Origin of the sequence: Peribacillus huizhouensis, assembly GCF_014138605.1 — a bacterium.
Taxonomy (GTDB): Bacteria; Bacillota; Bacilli; order Bacillales; family DSM-1321; genus Peribacillus; species Peribacillus huizhouensis.
Genome location: NZ_JACJHX010000001.1, coordinates 527,728 through 552,690 on the forward strand (window position 1 = coordinate 527,728; position 24,963 = coordinate 552,690).

Below are 24,963 nucleotides of genomic sequence, written 5' to 3' on the forward strand. Positions count from 1 at the left end.
CAAAAAAAGCGAGGTGATTGGAACGATGAATGAATTCTACAACTATACTATTCAAATGCAGAAATATCTCTCTACTCAAAATAAGCGCATCGAAAACCTCGAGTCCACGGTTCAATCCTTGTTGGAACAGTTGGAACAATTAAAAACAAAACCAACTGTCAATGTTGAACGAATTGAATATAAATTTGATCAATTGAAAGTGGAAACACTTGAAGGAACTTTGAACATCGGTTTAAATCCAAATGATCTGAGCAATATTGAAGAGTTAGCTGTACCTTCATCGAATCCTTCAACTTTTGAGCCATACATGTTTCCTGCAAGAAATGAACTTATTCACGATATTCACAATCATATTCTTACCAATCTTGATACACTGATTAAAGATACTGAAAGTGAACTTGGTTTTAAGGTTGACCCATCATATCATGAATTTATTCAAAATGATCTTGAAAGGCAGCTTCAGCAGAGAATTGAACAATATTTAGACCAAACATCACCTACTGAACGTTCACCACATCTTCACGAACAGATTAAACAAAAAATTATCGAAAAACTCAATACTGATATTCACATCGCAGTTCGAAATTTTATTATTGCGTCAAACAAACAGCCAGGAGGGAATTCAAATCATGGAGTTTAATATTACCAATGGTGAATTATGCGTTGGGCAAATCGACGTCAGTATAGTAGCCAGCTCGTCTTTATTTCTAATCGGAGATGTGCAAACGATCCAACTTGCTTCTGCTTTTGATACACCACCCGAATCATTAATTATCGGCACTGCATTCGCCCCTCTAACTCCAAAAGGATGATAGGATGTTTTCTAGAATTTCAAAGGTCGAGAGAATTAATATCACGATCATTTCATTTAGTTCATTTTTTCAAATTGGGGATTGTCAATTTATTGATGGAGGGAATGATGTATTAGCCATTCAACGCCGTTCAGACATTTTGCACACCGATGACAAAGATTTCAACGATTATCCAATATTTCAATCTTATCCTACCTTTTTGCCAATAGTGGAGCCGATGGTTATCAATACGAACCAGCTTCAACCGTTTATCTCTGTAGGTGCAATTAAGATTAAAGGTATATCTTCTTCATCCGTAGCTAGGATTGGGAATACCGACCACATTAGGATGCGCAACCGAGTGATGCATATTCGCGATATTTCAAAGAAACTATCAGATGTTAGTACTCCACCTGAAGGAACTATTCAACTCTAAAACGAAGATCTACAAGTATAACCATTAGAATCCTCACCTGATTACTTTGATGAACTAAAGACTTAATCCTATTAGCCCGTGGGTGACATTCAGTTTTCTGAATTATTTAAATTTCTATTTAACTAAAAAAAAACAAGTCTATGTGATTTTTTCTATTTTTTCATACTAAATTTTTTTTAAAAGGATGATTTTCATGCCAGCTATCGTTGGTCCTGTTCAAGTAACTAGTATTGATGGTGGAGGAATTGTTCAATTTGGTGACTCGCTTGCCATTTCTCCGAAAAGCTCATCAAAATCTGTAACAGGTTCTGGTTCTGGTAATACGGGACTCTTTATTTTTAACGCAAATGGACTAAGTGGAAGTAATATTCTTGATTTGGCTGGTGTTGATCAGCCTATTGCCGGGAATAACTAAATTAGAAGGGGCGGACCTCGTAGCTACTATATACAGTTCTAAATAAGTAAATGCAACATTACTGTGTATAGAGTTCAAGGTCCGACCCCTTTTCCATTCATTCATTAATCTATTCTATTTCTAACAAATGTCCGCCATCAAAGAAGAATAAATAGCGATGATTCACTTTCTTCTTCAATATCCCTTCAATTGCGCGCGTATACCATTGCAGTTGAATCCGATAACGGTCAGCTAATATTTCTTTTGCACCTTCAAATCCATTATGGAAACGACCCGTAATGCCATCTGTTTTATAGTCTAATAAAACAAGCCCGTCTTCATCTTCAATTATACAGTCAATTACACCTTGAAGAAGAACAGTTTCTTCTTCTCCATGCCAATGAGAGTACGCTTCACTTGCTGGTATCGCCAATGTAAACGGAACTTCCCTGCGAATAACAGTAGCACTTTGCATTCTCTGGCCAATTTCAGTATCAAAGAATGAGAGAATTACCTCGATGTTAACTGCGTTCTTCTGTTCTTCCGTTAACAACTCTTTTCTGATTAGCTCGTTCAATAATTGCTCAACGGATTCAATCGTTACCGGTTCTTTTACGCGAATATGTTGCATCACCAAGTGGGTGATTGTCCCTTTTTCAGCAGGTGTTAATGATTTTTCCTGCATAAAGGCAGGTCGATTAGATATCGGCCGTTTAAATTTACGCAATAGTTCTGTAGAACTTTGCTCATCCCGAATTTCAAGCTGTCGTTTCAACTCCGAAACAGATTGTTTCGAACGGTTTACACTAGCATCTCTTTCAGGATATGTCCATTCAAGTTGAGACATAATTTTGTCGTGATATTCTGATTTTATTTCAATTTTCTCAGCGTTCTTAACATGGCCGAGCCAATTTTCCATCACGTTTTCAGTTTCCTCTTCTTGTAATTGAAGCTGTTCTCTTTGTATCGTTGTCAAGATCCAATGTGATGGATGATTCGCTTTATTATTATCATGGTCTAAGGCATAGCCCATGCTCTCCAAGAAAGGAGTACTACTTCGGTGATGTATTAAAGCAGGCCCTATCCAGTCCATATAGCTACGAGCATTAGCACGAACATAATCTTTAAGCAGCCACTCTGAACCGCTTGCGTCGCCGATCCATTTTGAAGCACTTTTCCGAAGATCCTTCAGCGTTCCGATTAGATATAACTTTTCTTTAGCGCGAGTCATCGCTACGTATAATACACGCATTTCTTCTGCAATCATTTCAAGCTGTTTCTTTTTCTTGAATGCAATTTGCGGAAGAGAAGGATAGGAAATTCTCAGCTCTGGGTTCACATAGTCACTAGCAAAACCATACTCTTTATCTAGCAAATAAGACTTACGAAGATCCATCATGTTGAATTGTTTGGAAAGCCCCGCAATAAATACGAGTGGAAACTCCAATCCTTTCGATGAATGGATCGTCATTAAGCGAACCACATCTTCCTGCTCCCCGAGTGCACGAGCCGCCCCAAGATCATCTCCGCGCTCCTGCATTCGATCTATAAATCGCAGAAAGCGGAATAATCCTCTAAACGAGCTTGTTTCATATTGTCTTGCACGGTCATATAAGGCACGTAAATTCGCCTGCCGTTGCTTCCCTCCCGGCATTCCACCAACAAAGTCATAAAATCTCGTTCCACCATACAGTTGCCATATTAAATCAGACAAAGATACTTGCTGAGCCATTTTCCGCCATTTGGTTAAGTTTCGATAAAACAGAGAAACTTTTTCATAAACATCAGGATATAGATTATGATCGGCTTTCCGGTAAAAATCTGCCAATGCATCATAATAGCTGCCTGAATTGAATAATCTCACCTGTGCAAGCTCTTCTTCATTTAAGCCGACGATTGGTGAGCGTAATACAGATACGAGCGGAATATCTTGCTGTGGATTATCAATTGTCTTCAGCAGTGAAAGCATTATGGCCACTTCAGTTGCCTCGAAATAGCCGCTCGATAAATTTGCATACACTGGAATTCCTTGTTTCTTGAATTCCTCCATAATTTGTGGTGCCCATGGCATAGAACGCAGTAGGACGACAATATCACGATACGTTGCAGAACGATATGATCCTGTTTTGCTATCGTAAATTTGCTGTTTTTCAGATATTGCTTTTTGTATAAGCTTTGCCATCATCCTTGCTTCAAGCTGTGCATTTTCCAATTCATCCTCTTCAAAACCTTCGACATTTTCTCCGTTACTTTCTTCTCCTTTATAGCTTGCTTCCTCTGGACTAGCACCATCAATTAAATATAATTCAATCGGATATTCGGAATCCTCCGGATAATCTGCTCCTTTTTTCAATTCGGCTTGTTCATCATATTCAATTTCACCAACGAGTACTCCCATCAACCGTTTGAATAAGTAATTGGTTCCATCTAGTACTTCTTTACGACTTCTGAAATTACGATTCAAATCAATTCGTAATCCTGTTTCATCCCCATCACGGGTAAATCGCTTGTATTTACCAAGAAAAAGATTCGGCTCTGCTAAGCGAAAACGATAAATGGATTGCTTGACATCACCTACCATAAACATGTTCCCCGTGTTCTCCCCATCAGCTGTAACCAGTTTCAAAATCGATTCCTGTACAAAATTGACATCCTGGTACTCATCGACTAATACTTCCTTAAATTGCTGACGGTACTCCAATGCCGCTTGGGATGGCGTGCGGTTATAACCTTCCACTTTTTCCGTTAAAATGGCTAAGCAATAATGCTCCAAATCGGAAAAATCAACGATGTTCTTTTCTGCTTTTGCTATCCTGAACCGCGCATTGAACTGATTGACAAGCACAACCAATGTTTCGACATACCCTTTTAATTCTCGGATGTCTTGCAGATAATGCTCAGGCTTTCGCAAAAATAACTCACCCTTGACTGTTTCAAGAATTTTCTTTGCTTTATTCCGATGCTTAGTAGCCAGCTCAACAAGATCTTTATCGAACGCATCTCCCGAGCATCTCTTCGCCGTTGTAAACTTCCAAGTTTGCATACTTTCATACATTTTTTTCCATGACTCTGCATTGGCTTTTTCTAATCGTTCTACAATCCTTAAATCATCCAACAGATTTTCGGCTCTTGGCGCGGGACCGCTTGGCAATTTTGTCAACTCAAGCGCCTGCTCCAATAAATCCCGAGCCGATTGAAGCTGCATAGTGATATCAAACTTTAATGAGTCCCAAAATGGCAGATCTTCAATCTCTGCATCTTCGGTGATGTTATACATTGTTGCTGCTTGTTGTAACCATGATTCAGGGTCTGGGTATGATTGGGAAAAATTGTGAAGCGAACGGATAATCTGCTGTAGAGCTGCATCGTTACGATCACTAGTAAATGCATCCACCAATCTAAAAAAATTCTCATTACTTTGACCATAGTGTTCCTCAAGCAATTCTTCCATCACTTCATCGCGAAGCAGTTCGGCTTCTGTAGAATCTGCAATCCGAAACCCAGGATCAATATCTGTTAAATAATAATACTTCCGAATCACTTCTAAACAAAAAGAATGGAGGGTCGAGATTGAAGCACGATTGATTAAACTCAGTTGCTTTCGTAAATGCTGTGATTTTGGGTTATCTGAAATTGACTTCTCCAATGCTGCACCAATTCGATGCTTCATTTCTGCAGCTGAGGCATTCGTAAAGGTAACGACCAATAGTTCATCTACGTTAATTGGATTATTTTCAGATAGAATCTTTTCAATAATACGAGTCACCAGAACGGCTGTTTTTCCCGACCCAGCAGCAGCAGCCACGAGTATATCCTGATCTGTTGCCCAGATCGCTTTCCACTGGTCATCAGTCCATGTAACATGATCAGGCTTTACTGGGATATTCGTCTTACTCATGTGTCGGAACCTCCCTTCTTAATACATTCAATACTTCATCTTGTTTATTTGCAGACAATAATCGATATTCATTATCCTCCGTGGATTGGTCAAATTGGCATACGGACTTAAATGTACAAAACGTACAAGGAACTTTATCCTTAAGTTTATAAGGATTAATCTCTACGTTACCTCCAACAATTTCATTTCCCGCTTCTTGATACAAATGTCGGATGTGATTTTGCAAGAGCGAAAACTCTTCCTGACTTGCAATCTTAGATTTAGCTTGCAATGTTCCATCCTTTTTTAAACCAGCTGGAATCATATTTGAGTTGCTTAGAACACCCTGTTCCAATGATTGATCCATTAATTGAACAACGTCTGGATCACCTAAAAGCAGACCCTTCATTTTAAAACTTTTAAATATTTCTTGCTCAAGTACCGAAAGCTCGACCATCCCCTTGCTTTTTACAACCGGGTTATGAACATGAAAATAAAGTACGCCAGCAGGCAATGCATCTTTTCCAACCAAAGTATTTGAATGAGTAATCACGATATCTAAATATGTGAGCATCTGCAGGGCTAATCCGTAATACACTTCACTTAAATTTAAATCCTTCTCACTGGATTTATAATCTAACACTCGCAAATAAACACTATCATTTTCTTCTGCTTTATCAATCCGATCAATCCGGCCAACTAATTCCATCTTTGTTCCATCTTTCAACTCAAATGAAAGCGGTGGTAACTGACCATTTTTTCCAAATCCTAGCTCTAACCCTACTGGTACAAAGCCACTTTGCTTTGCTTGCTCACTTAGGACGATGGAAGCTCGCCCAATTACCTGTTCTAACTTTCTCTTTAAATAATGGTGTCTGTTACTGCTCAATAAGATTTGGTTTTGTAACTTCGGTGCGAGCCGTTCAACAGCCTTTCTTGCAAGCATCAAACATTGTTCCTTTGTTAAAGATGACCAGGATATGTTTCGTTCATATAAATAATCCGAGATTATTTTTAACGCGCCATGAAACATTTCACCAATGTCAGGAGCATCCAAACGAAAAATCTTACGCTCTTTTAGTTTTAATCCATGGGCAGCATAATGAGCAAACGCGCAGCTATTGAATAATTCCATCCGAGACACACTGGCTAAAATGTTTTCTCCATAGATTTTTTTGCTCGTTTCTGCAGATATTCTTTTCGTCTTATTTTGATAAAATAAACTCGACAGTACTCGAACTGCTTCTGGCCTCATCCTTTCATGATCCATGTAGGCATTATAAACATCCCACCATACAGGATGAACTGGATAATTCCTCTTTTTAAGCTGGAGCTGCGCCGTTAAATAAGACAAAGCCACATCGTAATTCGCAGCATATTCTGCTTGCTCACTTGCATCCAAGTCTGACGGATCATTCATGAACACCGCTTCTTGCATTTTCGGAAGTACATCCTTTACCCGCTTAATATAAGAAGAAGGAAGCAGTGCTTTCCCTTCTTCATCTGCGAGTGGGTACGTTAAATAGAGTGATTCTGATGGTGTTGCAAAAGCTTTATACGCTATAAACTCCTCATCTAATAAACGTAGCTTTGAACTTGGTGCAAGCTCAAATCCGTTAACAGCTAGGTTTTCACGATCCTGGTCTGATAAAATCCCATCCTTGCCAGCCTTACCTGGTAAAACACCTTCATTTAGCCCCATGACAAATGCAGTACGAATGTCATCTAGCCTTGATAAGTCAAGGCTTGCGACAAGCACTTGGTCAATTGCTGGTGGAACGAGGGAGAATTTTAATGTTTCAAAACCGCTTTCCATTATGGTTGAGAACTGCTTTAGTGTCATTTTCTCTTCGCTGAGTAATTCTACGAATTGATCAAGCAGATTAACAATCGCATCCCAAGCTTGTTCATGTTCTCTTGCACTGATCAGATCATCTCTCTCTTCTGCTTCAACCTTCAACTTTTCCAACTTTTCTGGAATGTGCAGTTCTTCTAAGTATAAATACAGCGATTCGCACATTTCCTGGCCTGTTTGGGCACGCTTTAAGCGTTTGGATAAACGTAAAATGGCAGAATTAAAAAGTTCCTTTAGTTCGTTAAGTTCATCTTCCAATTGCTTTTCCTGGTTAGTCTGGCGTCCTTCCTCTAGCTCCAACCCTCTTATTCTTCTATAGATCCACGGGTCCTTCGAATACCATCGATTCCCTTTGATTCCACGAGAGAGTACATAGTTTTCCAAACGGTCTACCTTTTCACGCATACTTTCAGTGTTCAGGCCGATTGGATGCAGAAGTTCAGTTTTAATGGCTCTGAATACTGGTTCATAACGCCAATTCGTATTCAAAATCTCTAAAGTAGAGCGAATAAGTTCAATTAACGGATGATTCAACATTGTTCTTTTTGTATCGATAAAAACAGGAATCTGATAATCCAAAAAAACCGTGTTTATCAGATCATGATAGGATTCGCCGTTTCGGACCAATATAGCCACATCCCGAAAGCGGTGATTTCCGTCACGAACAAGCCGCAAGATTGTCCGAGCAACTCCTTCTACTTCTGCTCTTCGATTCAACGCCTGTACGACTGTGACGCTCGTATCCTCGTTAAACTCATGTGCTGGACGCACAGTAAGATTGGCTTCAAGATGCGCCAATCCTGGGTTTCCTTTAAAACGGGGCGCACTCTCTAAATGTTCATCATTCTCAACAATAACTCCTAAAGCCACTGCCCTTTGATAAATATTGAAGTAGGTCTGACCAGTCTGCCTGAAAAGATTCAACCCATCAGGTGGGGATACCCTATACGGCTGATCGAGCGTTAATACAACAGTTACATCCTTACTTAGCTTCAATAATCCTTCTACAATTTGCAATTCCTGGGGCGTTAAACTATAAAAACCGTCTATATATATCGAAGCTTCTGCTATATAACTTGATTGAGCTAATTTTTCAATTAATAAACGAAAGTAATCCTCCGAATCCAAATACTTACCTACCAATTCATCTTCAAATGCTTGATAAATCAACTCTAAATCATGTAGTTTATCACGAACGGCATCTGATGATTGTTGTAAAGAATACTCTCTAAATTCATTGATATCTTTAGGATTGAGACAATAGCGTTTAAACTCAGCCAACATTTCTTCCATTTGCATTACGAAACCAGGCTTGTCCGCTGAACGACGAAACATCTTTAACTCATCCTTTTTTCCTTCCATAATTTTGCGGATGAGCATGTTCACTCCGACACTATCCAGATGGTGCCTGTTGCCCCCACCTGTTTCCTGGAGGATTCGCCACGCTAAACGGCTAAAGCTGAATACCTGTGCTCGCATCATTCCCTCTAGATTCGGTGTTTTAATTAATTTATATTCAGACAGAAATGTCATTTGATCCGGAACTAAATAAATAATCGGTTTTCCAGCTGGGTCTTCCCAAAGTCTATCACGTATTTCATTCAGCACCTTTGCCGTCTTTCCCGATCCCGATCGTCCAGTAATAAATCGCAGCGCCATTACCTTGCCCCCTTTTCTAGAATATATCCTCTATATCTTTTCGGTCTTTATATCAAGTTTCGTATCAAAAAAAGACATTGGATCCCCAATGCCTTTTTACTTATTATACTATGAAATCAATAATTTTTCTTGTTCAATGATTGGTAAAGCAGCGTTTTAATCAATCATACGTATGTATGTGAAAGACAAGCATATTCCCACATTTTAAGGTTTTTGTTCCACTACCATCACTCATTTTCCCTACTCATCTTCCTGTTTAACCTTGCTTCTATTCTTTTCCCAACAAGCCATAAAACAAAGATAATAATGATGACGATCGCCGTACGTAAGGGCTCATGGAATAATGATCTTATATCATACCCTATAAAACTAATCGTAAAAATCATGACCATTTTACCACCTAATAATGCAAGTGCATAAGGCATCGGTCTAATATTTGAAAGTCCAGCTACAATATTCACAAGGGCAGATGGAGTAAATGGAAAACAAAGAAGAAGAAAGAGCGGGCCGAATCCATGTCTCTCTACCCAATGCATAAGTTTTTTAATCTGTTTATTTTTTTGAAGAAACTTCAATAGCCTTCGGTGCCCATAATGGCGAAATAAGAAAAAGACAAGTAGCGATCCCGTAACAGCCCCAATCCATGAATACATAAATCCGAGCCATAGTCCAAATGCACTTGCGTTTGCAAACACAAATACGAAGAGCGGTAAAAAAGGAAGGAAAGACTCAATCATCGGTAAAAAGATTCCTGGCAAAGGTCCGAACGAACGATACTGTTCAATTAATTCCAATATATTTTCTAATGTAAACCAATTACGAATATACTCCAAATCCATTTCAATCTCCTCAATGTCAAAAAATCTAATGCGCTATCTCTTACTTAATACAGCATTAACAGGCAATCCCCCCACCTCAAGGCTTAGAGGAATTGTAGAAGCGTAGTGGAGATAACCTGCCCATAAAAGCACGATTGGTAAAATACAGTGACACTTACCGCTTGATCTTCAGCGGTTTAGTTGAGGCCCACAGACGAAGCCATAAGGACGCGGCGTACTTAGCCTGTGAAACAATTAACCTTAGTTCGTAGTGCCGCTTTATCGAAGATTTAGCGACACTAGAACGGGACTAACAATCAGCGGGGGATGAAGCCCCCACTGATTGAAGTTTCACTTTATATCGTGGAGTAGTCAGTATAGATGAATGCATTTTCGCCCTTTAATTCACTTCCTATGTGATAAACATGGAGACTTCCCATAGCACCTGACCTTCACTATGAGTCATCCGCATGTTCGATTAATGTGAAGTTTCCTAATTATTCACATACTTTTCAACATAAATTAAAACGCTATTTTGTGCAACAAATAAATGATTTAAGACAATCTGAAATTCATCTCATTTTCATATTTCCCCACTGAGCAGTTGATAATCATCCATTCACATTTTCCTTTAATTTTAACTTGATTATTGATGCATTTTCCATTATTATTAACAAAACAGAACAAACGTTCTCAAAAACTTCACATGAGTATTGTCAGAAAGAGGGATGATAATGACTCGAATTCCAGAATACGACCGTACTATCATTGAAAAAGCACTCTATCTTCCTATGGTCGTTACGATTTTCAACCGTGATTTACAAATAATTGAGGGAAGTTCTCTTAAGATGAAAAGGCCTTACTTAGAGATGGTCGAAGCAGCATTGAATTTGGTTCAATCCGATTTGGTTCAAGTTAGAAAATACTTAAGAAAAGAAAATATTAAGGTTAGCGAGCTAAAGAGAGATCAGGAATTTACGATGTATTGCTTTTTATACAAAGGATATGAAGAGCATCATAATTATTTCAATCCACGTTTAAGAAATAAAGTAGAAGAATTATTGCGAAGCTATTTCAAAGAAGTATTTACCTAAATGTCCCTTTCATATCTTATCTGTGGAGACATAAAGAAACATACAGATTCATCATGTCCCCGTTCCTTCTCTCAATCTTTAGCTCTTTTTTCAGCTGAATAACTACGAAGAGCCTCTGAAGCTTCCATATTATTATGTAAACTGTGCAAACCATAAGCCATCTTCCCTATCTCTTTATTTATTTTAATAATCTTGGACTCTAGCATGGCAGTTCTTTGCATTTGATTCGTGAATGAACCAATTGACATATTCACCTCTAAGGTGATGTTGTTATGAAAATATACTTGTACCATCCCATTGTCTTTTTCTTTGAAATCTATTACATGGTGATACGCAATCCAAATGCAATCATCAATTAACGGTGAAGTAGTTGGAAAAAAGAAAATAGGATTTGTCTGATCTATGATGATTGGCGCTTTATGTGTCGCGCCAATTAATCGTCGTGTTCCGCCTCTCCTGCCTTCATAGCTGCTGCCAAAGTATTCACAGCTTTTCTTAATAATGACTAAAGGTTTAAACGGCGAGATAAATTCACCATTTTTTTCGATAGCTTGCGAATAGATTTTGCTACCGTATACTATTGGTTTAATGAAACATGTAAATGGGTTAATTTCATAATTTTCAATCAATACTTGTTTCGATTTTGTCATTCTTCATTTCCCCTTCCTTGTTAAATCGTTCGGAACCAATAATATCATTTAAAAATAGTAAAATATACCCATTTTTAGTCAATTTATCAATCTTGTAACAAATTTACAAATTGTATACATTTGATGATTTTTTAAATATTTTTGAAAATTTAAAAATTATTATTGATTTTTATCCTGATGATTCCATATAATAAAAAAAAGGTCAGGAGTGGATCTTCATGAAAAATGAAAAATTACCTTCAGAATTAGTAAAGTCTTATTTGGCCAACAAGAAAAATCAGGACGCTACACTGCAGGATACATTCATTGAGATGATTATTCACGAATCTATACTCATTAGCAAAAGAACACAGCTTGAACAGCAAATCGACCAAGCACTTGATGAGAGGAATAAGCCTTTATTTCTACAATTGAGCAATGAATTAAACAAAGTTATAGAAATGTTTGGTACTTAATATTAATAAACGTTTTCAGTCCTTAACTAGAAACACAGACACCTTGTTGACATTCAATTGAGATCGTTCTTTGACTCAGTGGCTAGCTTAATGAGACACAAAAGGAAACAATTTTCTCTAGAACCTAAATAAAAGTTACCTAAAAAGAAAAAGGTCTGACCCGGCCACTCTTCATACAGTAAAAAATTCGTGTTTGAAGAGTGGACGGTCAGACCTTTATGAAACTTCACTTTTCTGCTATCATCCTCTGTCGAACATGCCCATTACCTCAGTCGTTTCCGTAATATTAACAAACGCATTCGAATCGATCTCATTAATCATCAACTTAACATCTGTTAACTGGTAGCGAGTAATCACAGTCATAAGAACTTTTCGATCTTCCCCAGTATATGCACCCTTACCATCCATTACAGTAATCCCTCGATAAAGATTAGCGAGCAGTTTCTCCTTCATCTCATCACCCTTATTTGTAATAATCATCAAAGTTAATTTAATATGGTTCGTATGAATCGTATCGATGATCTTCCCTGTTGCATAAATTGCAACGAGCGTATGAAGAGCCGCATCCCAACCAAACACAAAACCAGAGGCGATAACAACAACAGCATTCATTGCGGAGATTAAGGCTCCTAGTGGAAAATCTCTCTTCTTTGTAAGCAGCATCGCAATAATATCAAAGCCACCCGAAGACCCGGATGCCCGAAAAATAATTCCTATCCCAATTCCAGTAATAACACCGCCGAACAGCGATGACAGAATCGCTTCATTTGAAATTGCTTGAACAGGAACCACATACAAAGTAACAGAAAGAACGATGACTGACAAAATTGTATACCCAATAAAACGTTTACCTAATTTCATAACTCCGAAAATTAATAAAGGCAAATTAAGCGCGAAGTTCAAAATTCCAGTATTGAAGGGGGTAATGATCCCAAGCATAATCGCAATCCCGCTAAGTCCACTGCTTAATATTTGATGGGGAATCAAAAATAAATTGTAAGCAACTCCCACAATGATGGAACCAACTATTATGGTCAAAATATTGCGCATAACTACTCTCCCTTTAAACCAGTGACATTTTCTGATCATTTCTATCCTAAAAAGACTCCTCTGTTTACAGGAATGACTGATCAGCCTAGATATTTTTTCTACTTGTGATTATTATAATAGAGAAATAAAGGAAAAATAATATAAAAGTTTTTTCAGATTATATAGGAAATTTTTTTAAGTTAGACAAGATAAGAAAAAACTGTCGCTGATCAGTCAAACAAATAGGGCTGCCCCATAACAAAAGGGTCAGACCCACAACAACTATATACAGATTTTAGTCACTATTTTACTACTATATACTGTGAAAAGAGTGCGAGATCAGTCCCTTTTTGACACCATCATTCGTTCAGATTACTCGTCTCATAACGGTCAAGCGTTGAAATTCTCTCTAACATGGAAGGATGTGTGTAGCGAAACCATTTTACAAGCAAGGGAGGATTCACTTGACTTAACCCAGCTCTCGTCAGCTCCTGAAAGGAACTGACTGCAGCTTCTTTATCTTGAGTCATTTCAATCGCATAACGGTCTGCGCGACTTTCTTGATACCTTGACACAAAATTTGATAAAGGACTGGAAGCGAACAATAAAACAGAAGTAATCAATAAAAATAACGGGAATGAACGAATGCTACTAACTTCTGATATATTTAGCACTTTCCCCCAGCGTCTAATGGAATAATTCATCAATTTCGCTGTGAACCATAAGCCAACAAGCGTTAAAACTAGATATCCTGCAATTCCGAAATAAATATGTTTTTCCACATAGTGCCCCATCTCATGTGCCATGATAAAAATTATTTCTTGTTCATTTAACCGATTCAGGGTCGTATCCCATAAAACTATTCGGGAATTGGAGCCGATTCCCGTGACATATGCATTTAAAGCATTCGTTTTTTCCGCCATATTTACTTCATATACATGTTCTGCTGGAATGTTCGCTTTATCTGCCATTTCTAATATCTTTATTTCTAATTCCTTGTTTTTTAGCGGATAAAAGTCATTATAAAGTGGATCGATAACTACTGGCTGGATGAACATGATAAATAATGAAAAAGGAATCGTTAATAACCAAGCATACAGCCACCATTTCTTCGCGCTTTTTTTCATTAACCAATATAAAACAGAGACAATAAGAATCATCGTCCCGAAATCGACCCAAAACCCAATCAGTCCATCCTTCATCCATGAAGAAAAAGACTGTGTACTTATTCCATAGCTTTTGCTTAAAGTGTATCGATAATAATTAAGCGGGTACATAACCACATAACTCAGCAAAGATAACCAAAATAAATAAATAGCATTTTGAAGAATTTTCCACTTACTTTGCGATAAAGACCACTTTTCGATTCCTCGGGAAATTCCAAATGTCAAAATAAGAAAGTAAAATAACCAATCAAATGGCATCGCCACAAAAAACAAGAAATTTCTAATTTTAGAATACTCTTCACTCAATATCCATTCCCTTTCACTCAAAAAAACAGTTGGATCAGCAACCGTCCCTTTTAATACTTCAGGTATTATAGATTGAGCTCCATAAAATATATACACATACATACCAGCTACATATAAACCAAATAAAATGATTGCAGTTAATACCGATTTTCTTACCATAATTCAGCCCCTTCCTCATAACTTCCTACTTTAAGTGTAGTACATCACGGACAAGATAGAACCATTTCTTTATATTGAAATGGTAAGTTTAATATCCAAAACAAAATTGGCGTTAAAGCGCCGCCATTTACCATGAATGACAATCCCATAATACACTAGACTCGCCTAACATGATGGTGGCGGTGCGAAGCTGGAATTTTGGATGCTTTCTCAATAAAATCAGGAAACCTGCTAAGTAGATTGGATAGACTAGTAAGTCGCAAAGCCCCGTCCCCATGTCATTCATACAAATGGCCATATTAAATCGTTGATTAGTTTTATGGATAGCCTCTTTATAATAGACTATTATTTAACATTGCCTAAAAACTATCTAACATTTCATCAATTACTGGGATTATTAAAGTTTCTTTTTAATCTTTCAATCAAAACAGCCACCATCCTTTATCTTAGGATGACGGCTTATTTCTAACTTTTTCAATCATATCATCAAGACGAATAATGCTTTTTTTCGCACGTTCAAAGTCAATTTTTCGATAATGATGAAGACCGCCTTCTTCTTCGTCTTTCTCATCGGCCCATTTTACAATTTGCTGAAGCGGCGTGCGTACAATGTCATTTGTAGGTAAAAATGAATCAGTATGGAATAGAATAGCGAGGGATATGGTTTTGGCCTGGATTGGATTTTCTCCAAGTCGAATAAGTAGCTTATGTGCTCTTTCTGCTCCTTTTATTGCATGAATATCATTTTGTTTATAAAGGTCATAGTCCCACTTTCCGTTTCTATACCATGTAAAATGTCCCATGTCGTGAAGTAAACCGGCTTTGGCAGCTATGTCGACATCCACATTCTGCTCTTTTGCCAAGTAGAAGGCATGGTATGCAACAGCAATGGCGTGCGCTAATCCAGAGCGGTTTAAATATTTCTGTGTAATATGATGCTGAAATATATCAAGAAGGGTCACATCTCTCATCCGCTCTCTCCTCTCAATTGTTCTCCCTTTTCGAACCTAAAATTTTTAAATTTAATCATAGCGAATATGAAGATATTTATCAAGTGAAAATACTGTTACTGTTAAGGGGTATGATGATAATTTAGTCATATTTTTTGGTATAGTGATGAAATATTTGCCTCTGTTTCGATCCGTGATTTTTCAAATCCAGATTGCCCTAAACCATTTTAGCGCATAAAGTAAAACTTCAATCATTAGGGGGATTACTACCATTAATGCGGGATAAAACTCATTTCTAAAAGAAATAGTCAAGAAGAGATAAATCAAAAGCCAACTACATTTCGCAATATTTTTTTCATACATCGTAATTAGACTAAATCCTTCCGTTATAATATGGGGATTCAATCATTCCATTTATATATTCAACCTAAAGAAGACTCGTGCATAGTACGCTATTAATTATTGGCTGTTTTCTTATACTTTGTTGCTTTTAAATTAAATTTACACTACTATCCTGGGTTGATTTCCGTTACAGGTACTCCCTTTTAAGCGGGCGGCCTCAGGAGTCTCGTCAGTACTGCACTTGCGGGGTCTTCCTCAACGCGCTCTCCCCCGCTTTGTTACTTGTTAAAAACAACAATCTTTACGAAAAGAGCCTTATTATTTCAATGAAGTTGGAAATTCAGAACACTTCTTAGGAAAACTAGAAGCCGTCTTAAATCGAACTAACGAAAGATGACGGCTTTTTAGGTTTTCTATTAGTAAATAAGGTTGATTACTTCTTCTTGTGTTACATTACCAAAATAATGCTTCACATCTACATCTGCTAAGACACGCTCAATTTCAGTCCGTTCATAGCGAATCCCCATAAGTTTCTCTTCAATTTCACTTACATCACCAACACCAAAGAAATCTCCATATACTTTACAGTTCTCAATTTTCCCTTTATTCACTTCTAAACGAATATCAATGGATCCAACTGGAAAACGGTGTGAATGCTGCAAGTTGAACTTTGGTGATTTCCCATAATTCCAATCCCAGTTTTGGTAGCGTTCTTTAGAAATTTCATTAATCTTTGTCCAATCCTCTTCCGTTAAAACATACTCAGGAATTGTTTCGTTTCCTTCAAATATATATTCAAGAATTAGAGAGCGAAATTCTTCGATTGTCATAGGTTCTTCAAGGAACTCTGCAATATTGGCTACACGGCTTCTAACCGATTTAATACCTTTCGACTCTATCTTGTCCTTTTTCACTTTTAAGCTAGAGACAATATGGTCCATTTCGGAATTAAACAAAAGCGTACCATGAGTAAACATTCGACCTCTTGTACTAAATTGGGCAACACCGGATATTTTTTTACCTTCAGCTAAAATATCATTTCTCCCGCTAATTTCTGCGTTAATCCCTAGCTTGCCAAGCGCCTTAACAACAGGCTCCGTAAATTTCTTAAAGTCATGGAAGCTTTGACCGTCATCCTTCGTAATAAAACTAAAGTTCAAGTTTCCAAGATCATGATAGACAGCACCACCACCTGAAAGTCTTCGAACCACTTTAATTCCATTCTTTTCGACATACTCTGTATTGATCTCTTCAATTGTATTTTGGTTTTTACCGATAATAATGGACGGACCGTTGATATAAAACAATAAATACGTTTCATCTATATCAAGATTTTTCAATATGTATTCTTCAATAGCGAGATTCACTTGGGGATCGTTAATCCCTTTATTATCAACAAAAATCATTAATGCTTCCTCCTTAATGTTACCCGAAAAATTATAATTGAAATTCCATGCCACCTCTAGCAATGGCAATTTCACGTTTAAATACTTCTCCTGCTTCTTTTTTCAATTGCTGTAAATCTCCATAATGCGGCAAGTGAGTAAGCATGAGTAAATGGGCTTCCGCAAGATGGGCAATCATCCCCGCTTCTCTTGCTGTCATATGTCCTGCCTGACGGCCATCTGTATGTCCATAAAGGTTACTCTCACATAATAACACTTTCGCACCTTTTGCAAAAATCGACAACTCTTCCATATACGAACTATCCCCCGTATAGACAATTGATTCGCCATTTACCTCAATTTTCATGGCAAAGCAAGGGACAGGATGCTTTGTTCTTAAAAAAGTAAAAGTAAAAGGTCCAATTTGAAGAGGCTCGTCCTCTTTATACGCAATCCCTTTTGTAATGTCTTTATAAGTTAGCTTCTTAAATTCTAATTCATCTAAATGATGACCATAGATTGGCAATGTTTTTTTCGGATTCCCTAAGAAGCTTCCGATTAGCAATGCGTGCTGAAGTACACCAATATCTGCAATATGATCCGGATGATAGTGACTCAATACGACAGCATCTAAATTTTCTGGCTGCATATGATTTTGAAGCTGAGCCAAAACACCACTACCACAATCAAGCAATACCCTATAATCTTCGTATTCTACAAGATAGCCAGAAGATGCTTCATTTTTAGCCGGATAGCCTCCCCAGCAACCTATTACAGTAATTTTCATACTCCAATCCCCTCCTGTGATTATTTTAATAAGAGAAACGCATGTGCTTCGTTCAACCAAAAAGTTAGACATTAGAGTGGATAGTAGCTTACAGTAGGCATCAAAACCTATGAATAAACTTATACTTATATATTAAATATATCGTATTCCCCAGTACTTTTCATCTTTTACCTATTAGAGTTAAACCTTTACACGAACGGGCTGAACCATAATGAAAAGGTCTAAACCCCACACCTATTATATACGGTTTATATGACACAAATAAACCGTATATATAGTGTGAAGTTAGACCTTCTTGTTTATGCTTCTAATTCTTGAATTGTGTCGTTCATTTCTGAGTAGTTTTTTTTATATTTCACTACAAAATAAAGAGTTGTAAGCACAAGAAAACTAACCATGAACGCTAACAGAACAAAGCCATTCGTCCACATTAGACTGAAGTTTCCACTTGAAATGACTTCCTTAAACCCTCGCACAGAATATGCCATAGGCAATACATGATTTAACCATTGCAACTGTGACGGGATTAATTCCACCGGGAATGTACCGGCACTTGTTGTCAATTGCAAAATCAAAATGATAATTGCTAGAAAACGCCCTGGGTTATCCATTGTTGTAACTAGAAATTGGATTAGAGCCATGAATGTTAAGCTTGTAATGATTGAAAATAAAATGAATAGTGGTACACTCTGCACTTTAAGTCCTAGAAGGATTATGAGTAATCCAGAAGCAAGTATTGCCTGAGCAACCCCAACCGCTACGATAACACCAAATTTACTTAAGAACCATGTAAATCCATTTTTCGGAATACCAACAGGTTCTCTTAATGGAAAGACAATAGAAAGCATTAATGCCCCTACAAATAAACCTAGTGATAAGAAATATGGAGCAATACCTGTTCCATAGTTCGGCACTTTGTTGATCCCTTCTTTATCTACCGTTACTGGTTTGGCAACCATGTTATACGTTTCTTCCGTAGGATGTAATCCTTCAGATTCATTCGCCGCTTTATTTAGTTCATCTTTAAATGTTTGTGAACCTTCTTTAAGATCTGTTGTACCATTAGCAAGTTGCTTTGATCCATCTACTAATTTTGTGGAACCGTCAGCTAATGCTTTCGAACCTTCCTCTAATTGTTTAACTCCGCTCGTTAAGCTACTAGCTCCAACGACAAGTTTATCTCCGCCTGCCTTCGCTTCATTCAATTTACTTGAGAACGTCGTTAGTCCAGAACTTAACTGCATTTGTCCACTAAGCAACTGATCTGTACCTGTTTCTAATTTAGCTGCTCCGTTATTTAGCTCCTGTAATCCGTTTTGAAGAGCCTTTTGTCCTTCGGTTAATGCTGCTAGATTGCTAGAGACATTTGCTGAACCAGCGGCAAGTTTCCCTGCTGAAGCAGCAATATTCTCGTTACCAGCTTCGAGAGCAGCTGTTCCTTGAGTTAATTGTTCTAAAGCTTGCTTAAGTGCAATTTGGTTTTCTTCAGGTAGCGATGCAAGTACTGGAGCTAATTGATTTTGCAGAGCGGCTACGCCATTTTTAACGTCCGTCGCTCCTTTATAAGCCGAATTCGCTCCATCTTGAAGCTGCTTAAGTCCATTTGTCACTTGATTTGAACCTTCATTTAGTTTACTTGTACCCGAAATAGCTTCATCCATTTTCTGCACAATAGTGCTAAGTCCTTGGTGCGCTTGTTGAATGCCAACTTGTAAGCTTCTTGTACCATCTTCCGCTTTCTTTGCACCATCCACTAGCTGAGTTTGAGCCTTTGAAAGCTGACCAAGCCCATTAGTAAGGGTTCCAACTCCTGCTTTGAGCTCTTTAGTGCCACTTTCTAATTTAATCGCACCACCAGTAAATTCAACTTGTTTCTCAGCTATTAGCGCCAATTTTTCCTCAAGTGTTTTAGCACCATTATTTACATCTGCTACACCAGTTAACAGTTTCCCTGCTGCTTCATCTGCTGTTTGATATCCATCTGCCATTTTTGTTAAGCTGTCGAACATCGTTTTTGCATAGGTTTCGGTCAATTTTTCTTGAAGGTTCATTTGAATTTTTTGTATCGCAGTTTCACCGATTTGTGCCGATAAGAAGTTAAAGCTTTCATTCGGCACATATTTTAATTCCAACTTTTTCGGTTTATTATCAAGCAAGGTTGTTGCATTTTTAGAGAAATTTTCAGGAATTTCAACAAGTAAATAATATTTTTGATCTTTTAAATTATTATACCCTGTTTCATGATCTACAAATTTATAGTTAAAATCCTTACTTTCCTTTAAATTCTTAACAAATTCCTTACCAATTTCATAGGTTTTCCCATCAAGTTCAGCACCTTGATCATTATTAACGATGGCAACAGGCAGATCGTCCAATTGCTGATACGGATCCCAAAATGCCCATAATAACACGCCACCATACATAATCGGAATAAATAATATCGCCACTATAGAAATAAGCATTTTTCGATTTGTAAAAATCGTCTTCCATTCTCTTTTCAACATAAACCGCCTCCTAGATTCATAATGACCGATTTGTTCATTCGGTCATCACTCTCCAAAAAAATGAGGATTATCCATTTTAAAATGATAATCCCTTAAATAAATATAGGTCGAACAATTCCGCTATCTCTTCTTTACTTAGAGGTTTCCGTATTCTCTCCCAATCAACAATAAGAGTGATATACATTTTCAACATAAGAAATGCTGTCAATTCAGGATCACAATCTTTAATGTACTTTTTCTGGATTGCAATGTTAATCTTCTCGGCAATAAAAGAAATAATTGCATTTTCAATTTCCTCAACTATTTCCAATACAGCTGGCGTTCTTATTTCTCTCTCTTCTTGAAATAATTTTATCATCAATTGATGTTCACGCCTAAATTCTAATAGACGATAGAGTGTAAGATGAAGGTTTTCCATAAATGGTTGCTCAGGATTTATAGCGTCGTTAGCTTCCTTCTCCATCTCAACAATCATATTATCAACAATTTCTTTAAATAATTCCTCCTTATTTGCATAAAACGTATAAATGGTCCCCTTACCTACATTGGCAATCTTGGCAACCTGATCCATCGTTGTAGCTTTATACCCAAATAGTGAAAAAGATTTTGTCGCTGCTTCGATAATTAATTTTTTGCGATCAACTGACATATCCCACCCCAAACTGACCAAATGAACAATCTAGTCATTAAGTACAATGACATATTAACAAATTAATTCTTATATTGCAATGACTATTACGGTACATTGTTACAATGAGAAAAATTAACTTTTACCAGTTCCTTTACTCTACATATTCTATTTATGACAATTAGTAATGATGTTTTTAGTATATATTTCAACACGAAATCATCAAAAAAGAGGATATTTCATGAAATCATTCATCCCTTAAGATAGGTGGTCCCAAAGGCCTGACCGCTCACTTTATACATCGTTTTTATTCCATGTCATTTAAACGATATAGATGGGGGTCTAGCCTTCCGTTTTGGACCAGCCTCTTATAAGAATCGATCTCTATCGAATCATCCTCTTGCTTTGTTTTCTGTGGAAAAGGGGCGGGGCTTCGCGCCGCCACCTTCATAAGGTTATGAAATTTTGAGAACCTGAACCTTTTCATCTTTGATTTTAGAGCAGGCGCTCATAGATGTTTTTATCCCGCATTAACGGAAAGTCAAAACCCCCACTATTGAAGTTTCACCTTATTGCAGATTTAATTTTTTCATAATAATCGTTTTCAATGCGTCAATAAATGCAGGATCTACATTCGGCATATTGGGACGATAGTAGCTTGCCCCTACTTCATCGGTTACAACCTTACACTCATAATCATTGTCATAAAGAACTTCTAAATGTTCAGCGATAAAACCGACTGGTATGTATATAAAAGCTTTATAGCCTTTTTGAGCGTGAAGTTCTCTCGTTAAGTCCTGAACATCTGGACCTAGCCAAGGCTCTGGTGTTTGTCCAGCACTTTGCCAACCTATTTCATAATTCTTAACATTTGCTGCTTCAGCGATTAGCTTAGCTGTTTCTTCCAATTGTTTTGGATAAGGATCACCATTTTGCAAGATTTTTTCTGGCAGGCTATGAGCCGAAACAATTAAAACATAATGATCTTTTTCTGCCGGTGTCATTTTCGCAAACGTTTCATTTAATTGATCAACCCAAAATTGAATAAACTTCGGTTCTTTATACCAGCTTTCAACAGATGTAATCGTTACATTTCCAAGCGCTTCAGCTGCTTTTTTCGCACGCTCATTATATGATTTTACACTGAACGTAGAAAAATGCGGAGCAAGAACAATGCTTACAGCTTCTGTAATTCCATCAGCATGCATTTGCTGTACTGCATCTTCAATAAAAGGCTCAATATGTTTTAAGCCGATATATGCTTTAAATTCAATTTCGTTTTGCGCTTCGTTCAACATATTTTGTAGCCCTATTGCTTGACCTTCTGTAATTTTGGCAAGTGGAGAAATTCCGCCTATTGCTTTATAACGTCCGCGGAGATCTTCAAGTGCTTCCTCTGAAGGCTTTCTTCCATGACGAATATGTGTATAATACCGTTCAATGTCTTCCTCTTTATACGGAGTTCCGTAAGCCATTACTAAAAGACCCATTTTCACTCTTGCCATTGTCGTTAACACCTCATCTTAGATTAAACTGTCTTACTTTATATACTTTATGACCATAAAGCCGCAAGCTCCCCTAAACTGTTCTTATTTCCATGAAGAATATTCATGTATAAAAGCAGTCAACTTCCTCAGTGTTTCCGGATCAACCTCTGGGAAAACACCATGCCCTAAATTAAAGATAAAGCCTGGTTGCTCCATGCCTTGATCGAGGATTTGCTTCGCTTTATCTTCAATCACTTCCCATGGCGCTAAAAGGTAAGAAGGATCAAGATTTCCTTGTACAGCCTTATGAATACCCATTTCTCTTGCTTCCCTAATAGGTAATCTCCAATCTAAACCAACTACATCAAGCGGGAGGTCATGCCACTCTAAAGCCAAATGTCTGGCACCAACTCCATGCATGATTAAAGGTACATTTTCTTCACGTAAGCTAGAGAAAATGCGATTCATGATTGGTTTTATATACTTTCGGTAATCCTCTACATTTAACGTACCTACCCAGGAATCAAAGATTTGGATTGCGCTTACACCTGCATTTATTTGGGCTTTAACATATGTAATGACCATGTCACCTAGCTTATCCATTAAGGCGAACCAAGCTTGAGGCTCAGTATACATAAACGCCTTTGTTTTATGGTAATTTTTCGATGGTCCACCTTCAATCATATACGATGCTATTGTAAATGGCGCACCTGAGAAACCAATTAATGGCACAGTTAACTGTTCTTTCGTTAACAACTTAATTGTATCCAACACATAAGCAATATCATTTTCAGGGTTTAATTCTCCAAGTCTACCTACATCTTCAATTGAACGAATAGGATTATCAATCACTGGACCGATTCCGGATTTAATCTCCACATTAACACCAAGTGCTGGCAGCGGTGTCATAATATCTTTATAAAGAACAGCAGCATCAACATCATATTGTTCCACCGGTAATCGTGTAACATAAGCACATAATTCGGGTTGATGAGTAATTTCAAATAAGGAATATTTCTCTTTAATTTTACGATACTCCGGCTGTGACCTTCCAGCTTGACGCATATACCAGACTGGAACGTGGGCTGTCTTTTCCCCTTTGGCAGCCTTTAAAAAAGTATCATTTGTAATCTTAACCATTCGTATCCACCTTTCGAACCATCGTCTTCCTAACATTAGAATAACAGAAGTCAGATTATTTTCAAATGCAACTGCTTACTACTTTATGATATTCCGTTCTAGAAGTATAGGACTCCTTTGACATTGTCACTAATTCGACTTTTTTGTGGAAATGGGGTGGGGGCTTCGCAAAATCAGCTCCGCACCGCCACCTTCATAAGGTGTTGCAGTTTATAAAACCGAAACCTTTTTCATCGTTGATCTTTTTAGCAGGCGCTCTTGGATGTTTTATTTGAAGGAATGATCAGAATTTTAATGAATGAATAAAAAAACAAAGCATACTATTCAATAAACTTTCACAAATAAGGATAAGCAAATAGGTATTGTTTTGTATTGATGGTTTATTCTTGCTATTATTTAACCAAGATGTTTGCAAATGTTACTAAATCAAAAAAAGGTGGGAAAATAATGAACGTATTTATTACGACTGGGACACGAGAATTTCTACAAAAAGTAAAAGAAAAGCACGCAGATAAAAAACTTTATTTTATGGGAAATGCAGAACATGCTCTTTTATTGCATGAGACACCGGGTAAAACCATCTTTTCGTCTCCAAGAAAATTTGAAGTAGTGGATGGACGTGGTGAACTAAAGGAAGATGGGTATGTTGTGATGAACAATATTCCAGTTACAGAGGAAGGCCGCCCAGGATTTGAATTCCGGTTTAAAAATCGAGCTGGCCTAATTGAAAAAGAACCTGGCTTCACGGCGCTGAGAATTTTGCGACCTTTGAATTCAGATACGTATGTTATTTTGACCATGTGGGTAGATCAACGGGCATTCACGAATTGGAAAAACTCCAATTCCTTTCAATCTGCACATAGTAAAAATGATAAGTCACTTGATAATCCCGACTTGAATAAAAAGATTTTTTCAGGACCAGCTTATGTTACACAATATTCGTTAATAACCGAAGAAGACCAATGAATCGAATTACCTTCCACTTAATTTTCTAAATTTGAAGTGAAGGATTCCTACAACCGCCAGTTTATTCACTAGTTATTGCGTAGGC

The 24,963-nt window shown here is 37.4% G+C and carries 20 protein-coding genes; 7 read left to right on the forward strand and 13 right to left on the reverse strand.

The features are described 5' to 3' along the window. Positions 1-25 precede the first annotated feature (25 nt). The 4 genes from gerPC (at position 26) to HNP81_RS02460 (ending at position 1,642) form a co-directional block, all read left to right on the forward strand. Complete coding sequence (gerPC, locus tag HNP81_RS02445) at positions 26-640, forward strand: spore germination protein GerPC (RefSeq protein WP_182501438.1); 615 nt, start codon at positions 26-28, stop codon at positions 638-640. Beyond that, positions 630-812, forward strand: a complete 183-nt coding sequence (locus tag HNP81_RS02450; protein WP_028393184.1) for a spore germination protein GerPD — start codon at positions 630-632, stop codon at positions 810-812. The genes gerPC and HNP81_RS02450 overlap by 11 nt, the downstream gene beginning before the upstream one ends. Positions 813-816: 4 nt before the next feature. Continuing rightward, entirely contained in the window at positions 817-1,227 is a 411-nt protein-coding gene (locus HNP81_RS02455) for a spore germination protein GerPE (RefSeq protein ID WP_028393185.1), read from the forward strand. Positions 1,228-1,420: 193 nt separating this feature from the next. Next, entirely contained in the window at positions 1,421-1,642 is a 222-nt protein-coding gene (locus tag HNP81_RS02460; RefSeq protein ID WP_028393186.1) for a spore germination protein, read from the forward strand. A gap of 109 nt (positions 1,643-1,751) precedes the next feature. Here HNP81_RS02460 and addA read toward each other — a convergent pair whose 3' ends face one another. The 3 genes from addA to HNP81_RS02475 form a co-directional block, all read right to left on the reverse strand. Then, entirely contained in the window at positions 1,752-5,519 is a 3,768-nt protein-coding gene (gene addA / locus HNP81_RS02465; protein ID WP_182501439.1) for a helicase-exonuclease AddAB subunit AddA, read from the reverse strand. Further along, a complete protein-coding gene (gene addB, locus HNP81_RS02470) occupies positions 5,512-9,012 on the reverse strand; it encodes a helicase-exonuclease AddAB subunit AddB (RefSeq protein WP_182501440.1) in 3,501 nt (1,166 codons plus the stop codon). The genes addA and addB overlap by 8 nt, the downstream gene beginning before the upstream one ends. A 227-nt stretch (positions 9,013-9,239) precedes the next feature. Continuing rightward, positions 9,240-9,851, reverse strand: a complete 612-nt coding sequence (locus HNP81_RS02475) for a TVP38/TMEM64 family protein (protein ID WP_028393189.1) — start codon at positions 9,849-9,851, stop codon at positions 9,240-9,242. A gap of 713 nt (positions 9,852-10,564) precedes the next feature. Between HNP81_RS02475 and HNP81_RS02480 the strand changes: the two genes are divergently transcribed. Beyond that, on the forward strand, positions 10,565-10,924 hold the full coding sequence (locus HNP81_RS02480; RefSeq protein ID WP_028393190.1) for a YhjD family protein: 360 nt from the start codon (positions 10,565-10,567) through the stop codon (positions 10,922-10,924). Between the two features lie 71 nt (positions 10,925-10,995). Here HNP81_RS02480 and HNP81_RS02485 read toward each other — a convergent pair whose 3' ends face one another. Then, positions 10,996-11,574 (reverse strand): competence protein ComK, encoded by a 579-nt coding sequence (locus tag HNP81_RS02485; protein ID WP_028393191.1) that lies wholly within the window; start codon positions 11,572-11,574, stop codon positions 10,996-10,998. 218 nt (positions 11,575-11,792) lie between these two features. Between HNP81_RS02485 and HNP81_RS02490 the strand changes: the two genes are divergently transcribed. Then, entirely contained in the window at positions 11,793-12,029 is a 237-nt protein-coding gene (locus HNP81_RS02490) for an IDEAL domain-containing protein (RefSeq protein WP_182501441.1), read from the forward strand. A 240-nt stretch (positions 12,030-12,269) separates the two neighbouring features. On the opposite strand, the gene HNP81_RS02495 is transcribed toward HNP81_RS02490, so the two are convergent. The 9 genes from HNP81_RS02495 to hemE form a co-directional block, all read right to left on the reverse strand. Beyond that, positions 12,270-13,079 carry a YitT family protein gene (locus HNP81_RS02495; RefSeq protein WP_028393193.1) on the reverse strand — a complete coding sequence of 270 codons (810 nt, stop codon included), beginning with the start codon at positions 13,077-13,079 and terminating at the stop codon, positions 12,270-12,272. A 338-nt stretch (positions 13,080-13,417) separates the two neighbouring features. After that, positions 13,418-14,689 (reverse strand): M48 family metallopeptidase, encoded by a 1,272-nt coding sequence (locus HNP81_RS02500; RefSeq protein ID WP_028393194.1) that lies wholly within the window; start codon positions 14,687-14,689, stop codon positions 13,418-13,420. 446 nt (positions 14,690-15,135) lie between these two features. Then, the gene (locus HNP81_RS02505; RefSeq protein WP_182501442.1) at positions 15,136-15,660 is read right to left on the reverse strand and encodes an HD domain-containing protein; all 525 of its coding nucleotides are present in this window, start codon (positions 15,658-15,660) and stop codon (positions 15,136-15,138) included. 737 nt (positions 15,661-16,397) lie between these two features. Beyond that, positions 16,398-17,387, reverse strand: coding sequence for a lipoate--protein ligase (gene lplA, locus HNP81_RS02510; protein ID WP_028393196.1), 990 nt, complete (start codon positions 17,385-17,387; stop codon positions 16,398-16,400). 31 nt (positions 17,388-17,418) lie between these two features. Beyond that, entirely contained in the window at positions 17,419-18,153 is a 735-nt protein-coding gene (locus HNP81_RS02515; RefSeq protein WP_028393197.1) for an MBL fold metallo-hydrolase, read from the reverse strand. Between the two features lie 299 nt (positions 18,154-18,452). Then, positions 18,453-20,657 carry a YhgE/Pip domain-containing protein gene (locus HNP81_RS02520; protein ID WP_028393198.1) on the reverse strand — a complete coding sequence of 735 codons (2,205 nt, stop codon included), beginning with the start codon at positions 20,655-20,657 and terminating at the stop codon, positions 18,453-18,455. 76 nt (positions 20,658-20,733) lie between these two features. After that, positions 20,734-21,306, reverse strand: a complete 573-nt coding sequence (locus HNP81_RS02525; protein WP_028393199.1) for a TetR/AcrR family transcriptional regulator — start codon at positions 21,304-21,306, stop codon at positions 20,734-20,736. A gap of 548 nt (positions 21,307-21,854) precedes the next feature. Further along, positions 21,855-22,790, reverse strand: coding sequence for a ferrochelatase (gene hemH, locus HNP81_RS02530; protein ID WP_028393200.1), 936 nt, complete (start codon positions 22,788-22,790; stop codon positions 21,855-21,857). Between the two features lie 84 nt (positions 22,791-22,874). Beyond that, positions 22,875-23,912, reverse strand: a complete 1,038-nt coding sequence (gene hemE / locus HNP81_RS02535) for a uroporphyrinogen decarboxylase (protein WP_182501443.1) — start codon at positions 23,910-23,912, stop codon at positions 22,875-22,877. 447 nt (positions 23,913-24,359) lie between these two features. Here hemE and HNP81_RS02540 point away from each other — a divergent pair, with 447 nt between their 5' ends. Beyond that, on the forward strand, positions 24,360-24,878 hold the full coding sequence (locus HNP81_RS02540) for an antibiotic biosynthesis monooxygenase family protein (RefSeq protein ID WP_182501444.1): 519 nt from the start codon (positions 24,360-24,362) through the stop codon (positions 24,876-24,878). The last annotated feature ends 85 nt before the right edge of the window (positions 24,879-24,963 follow it).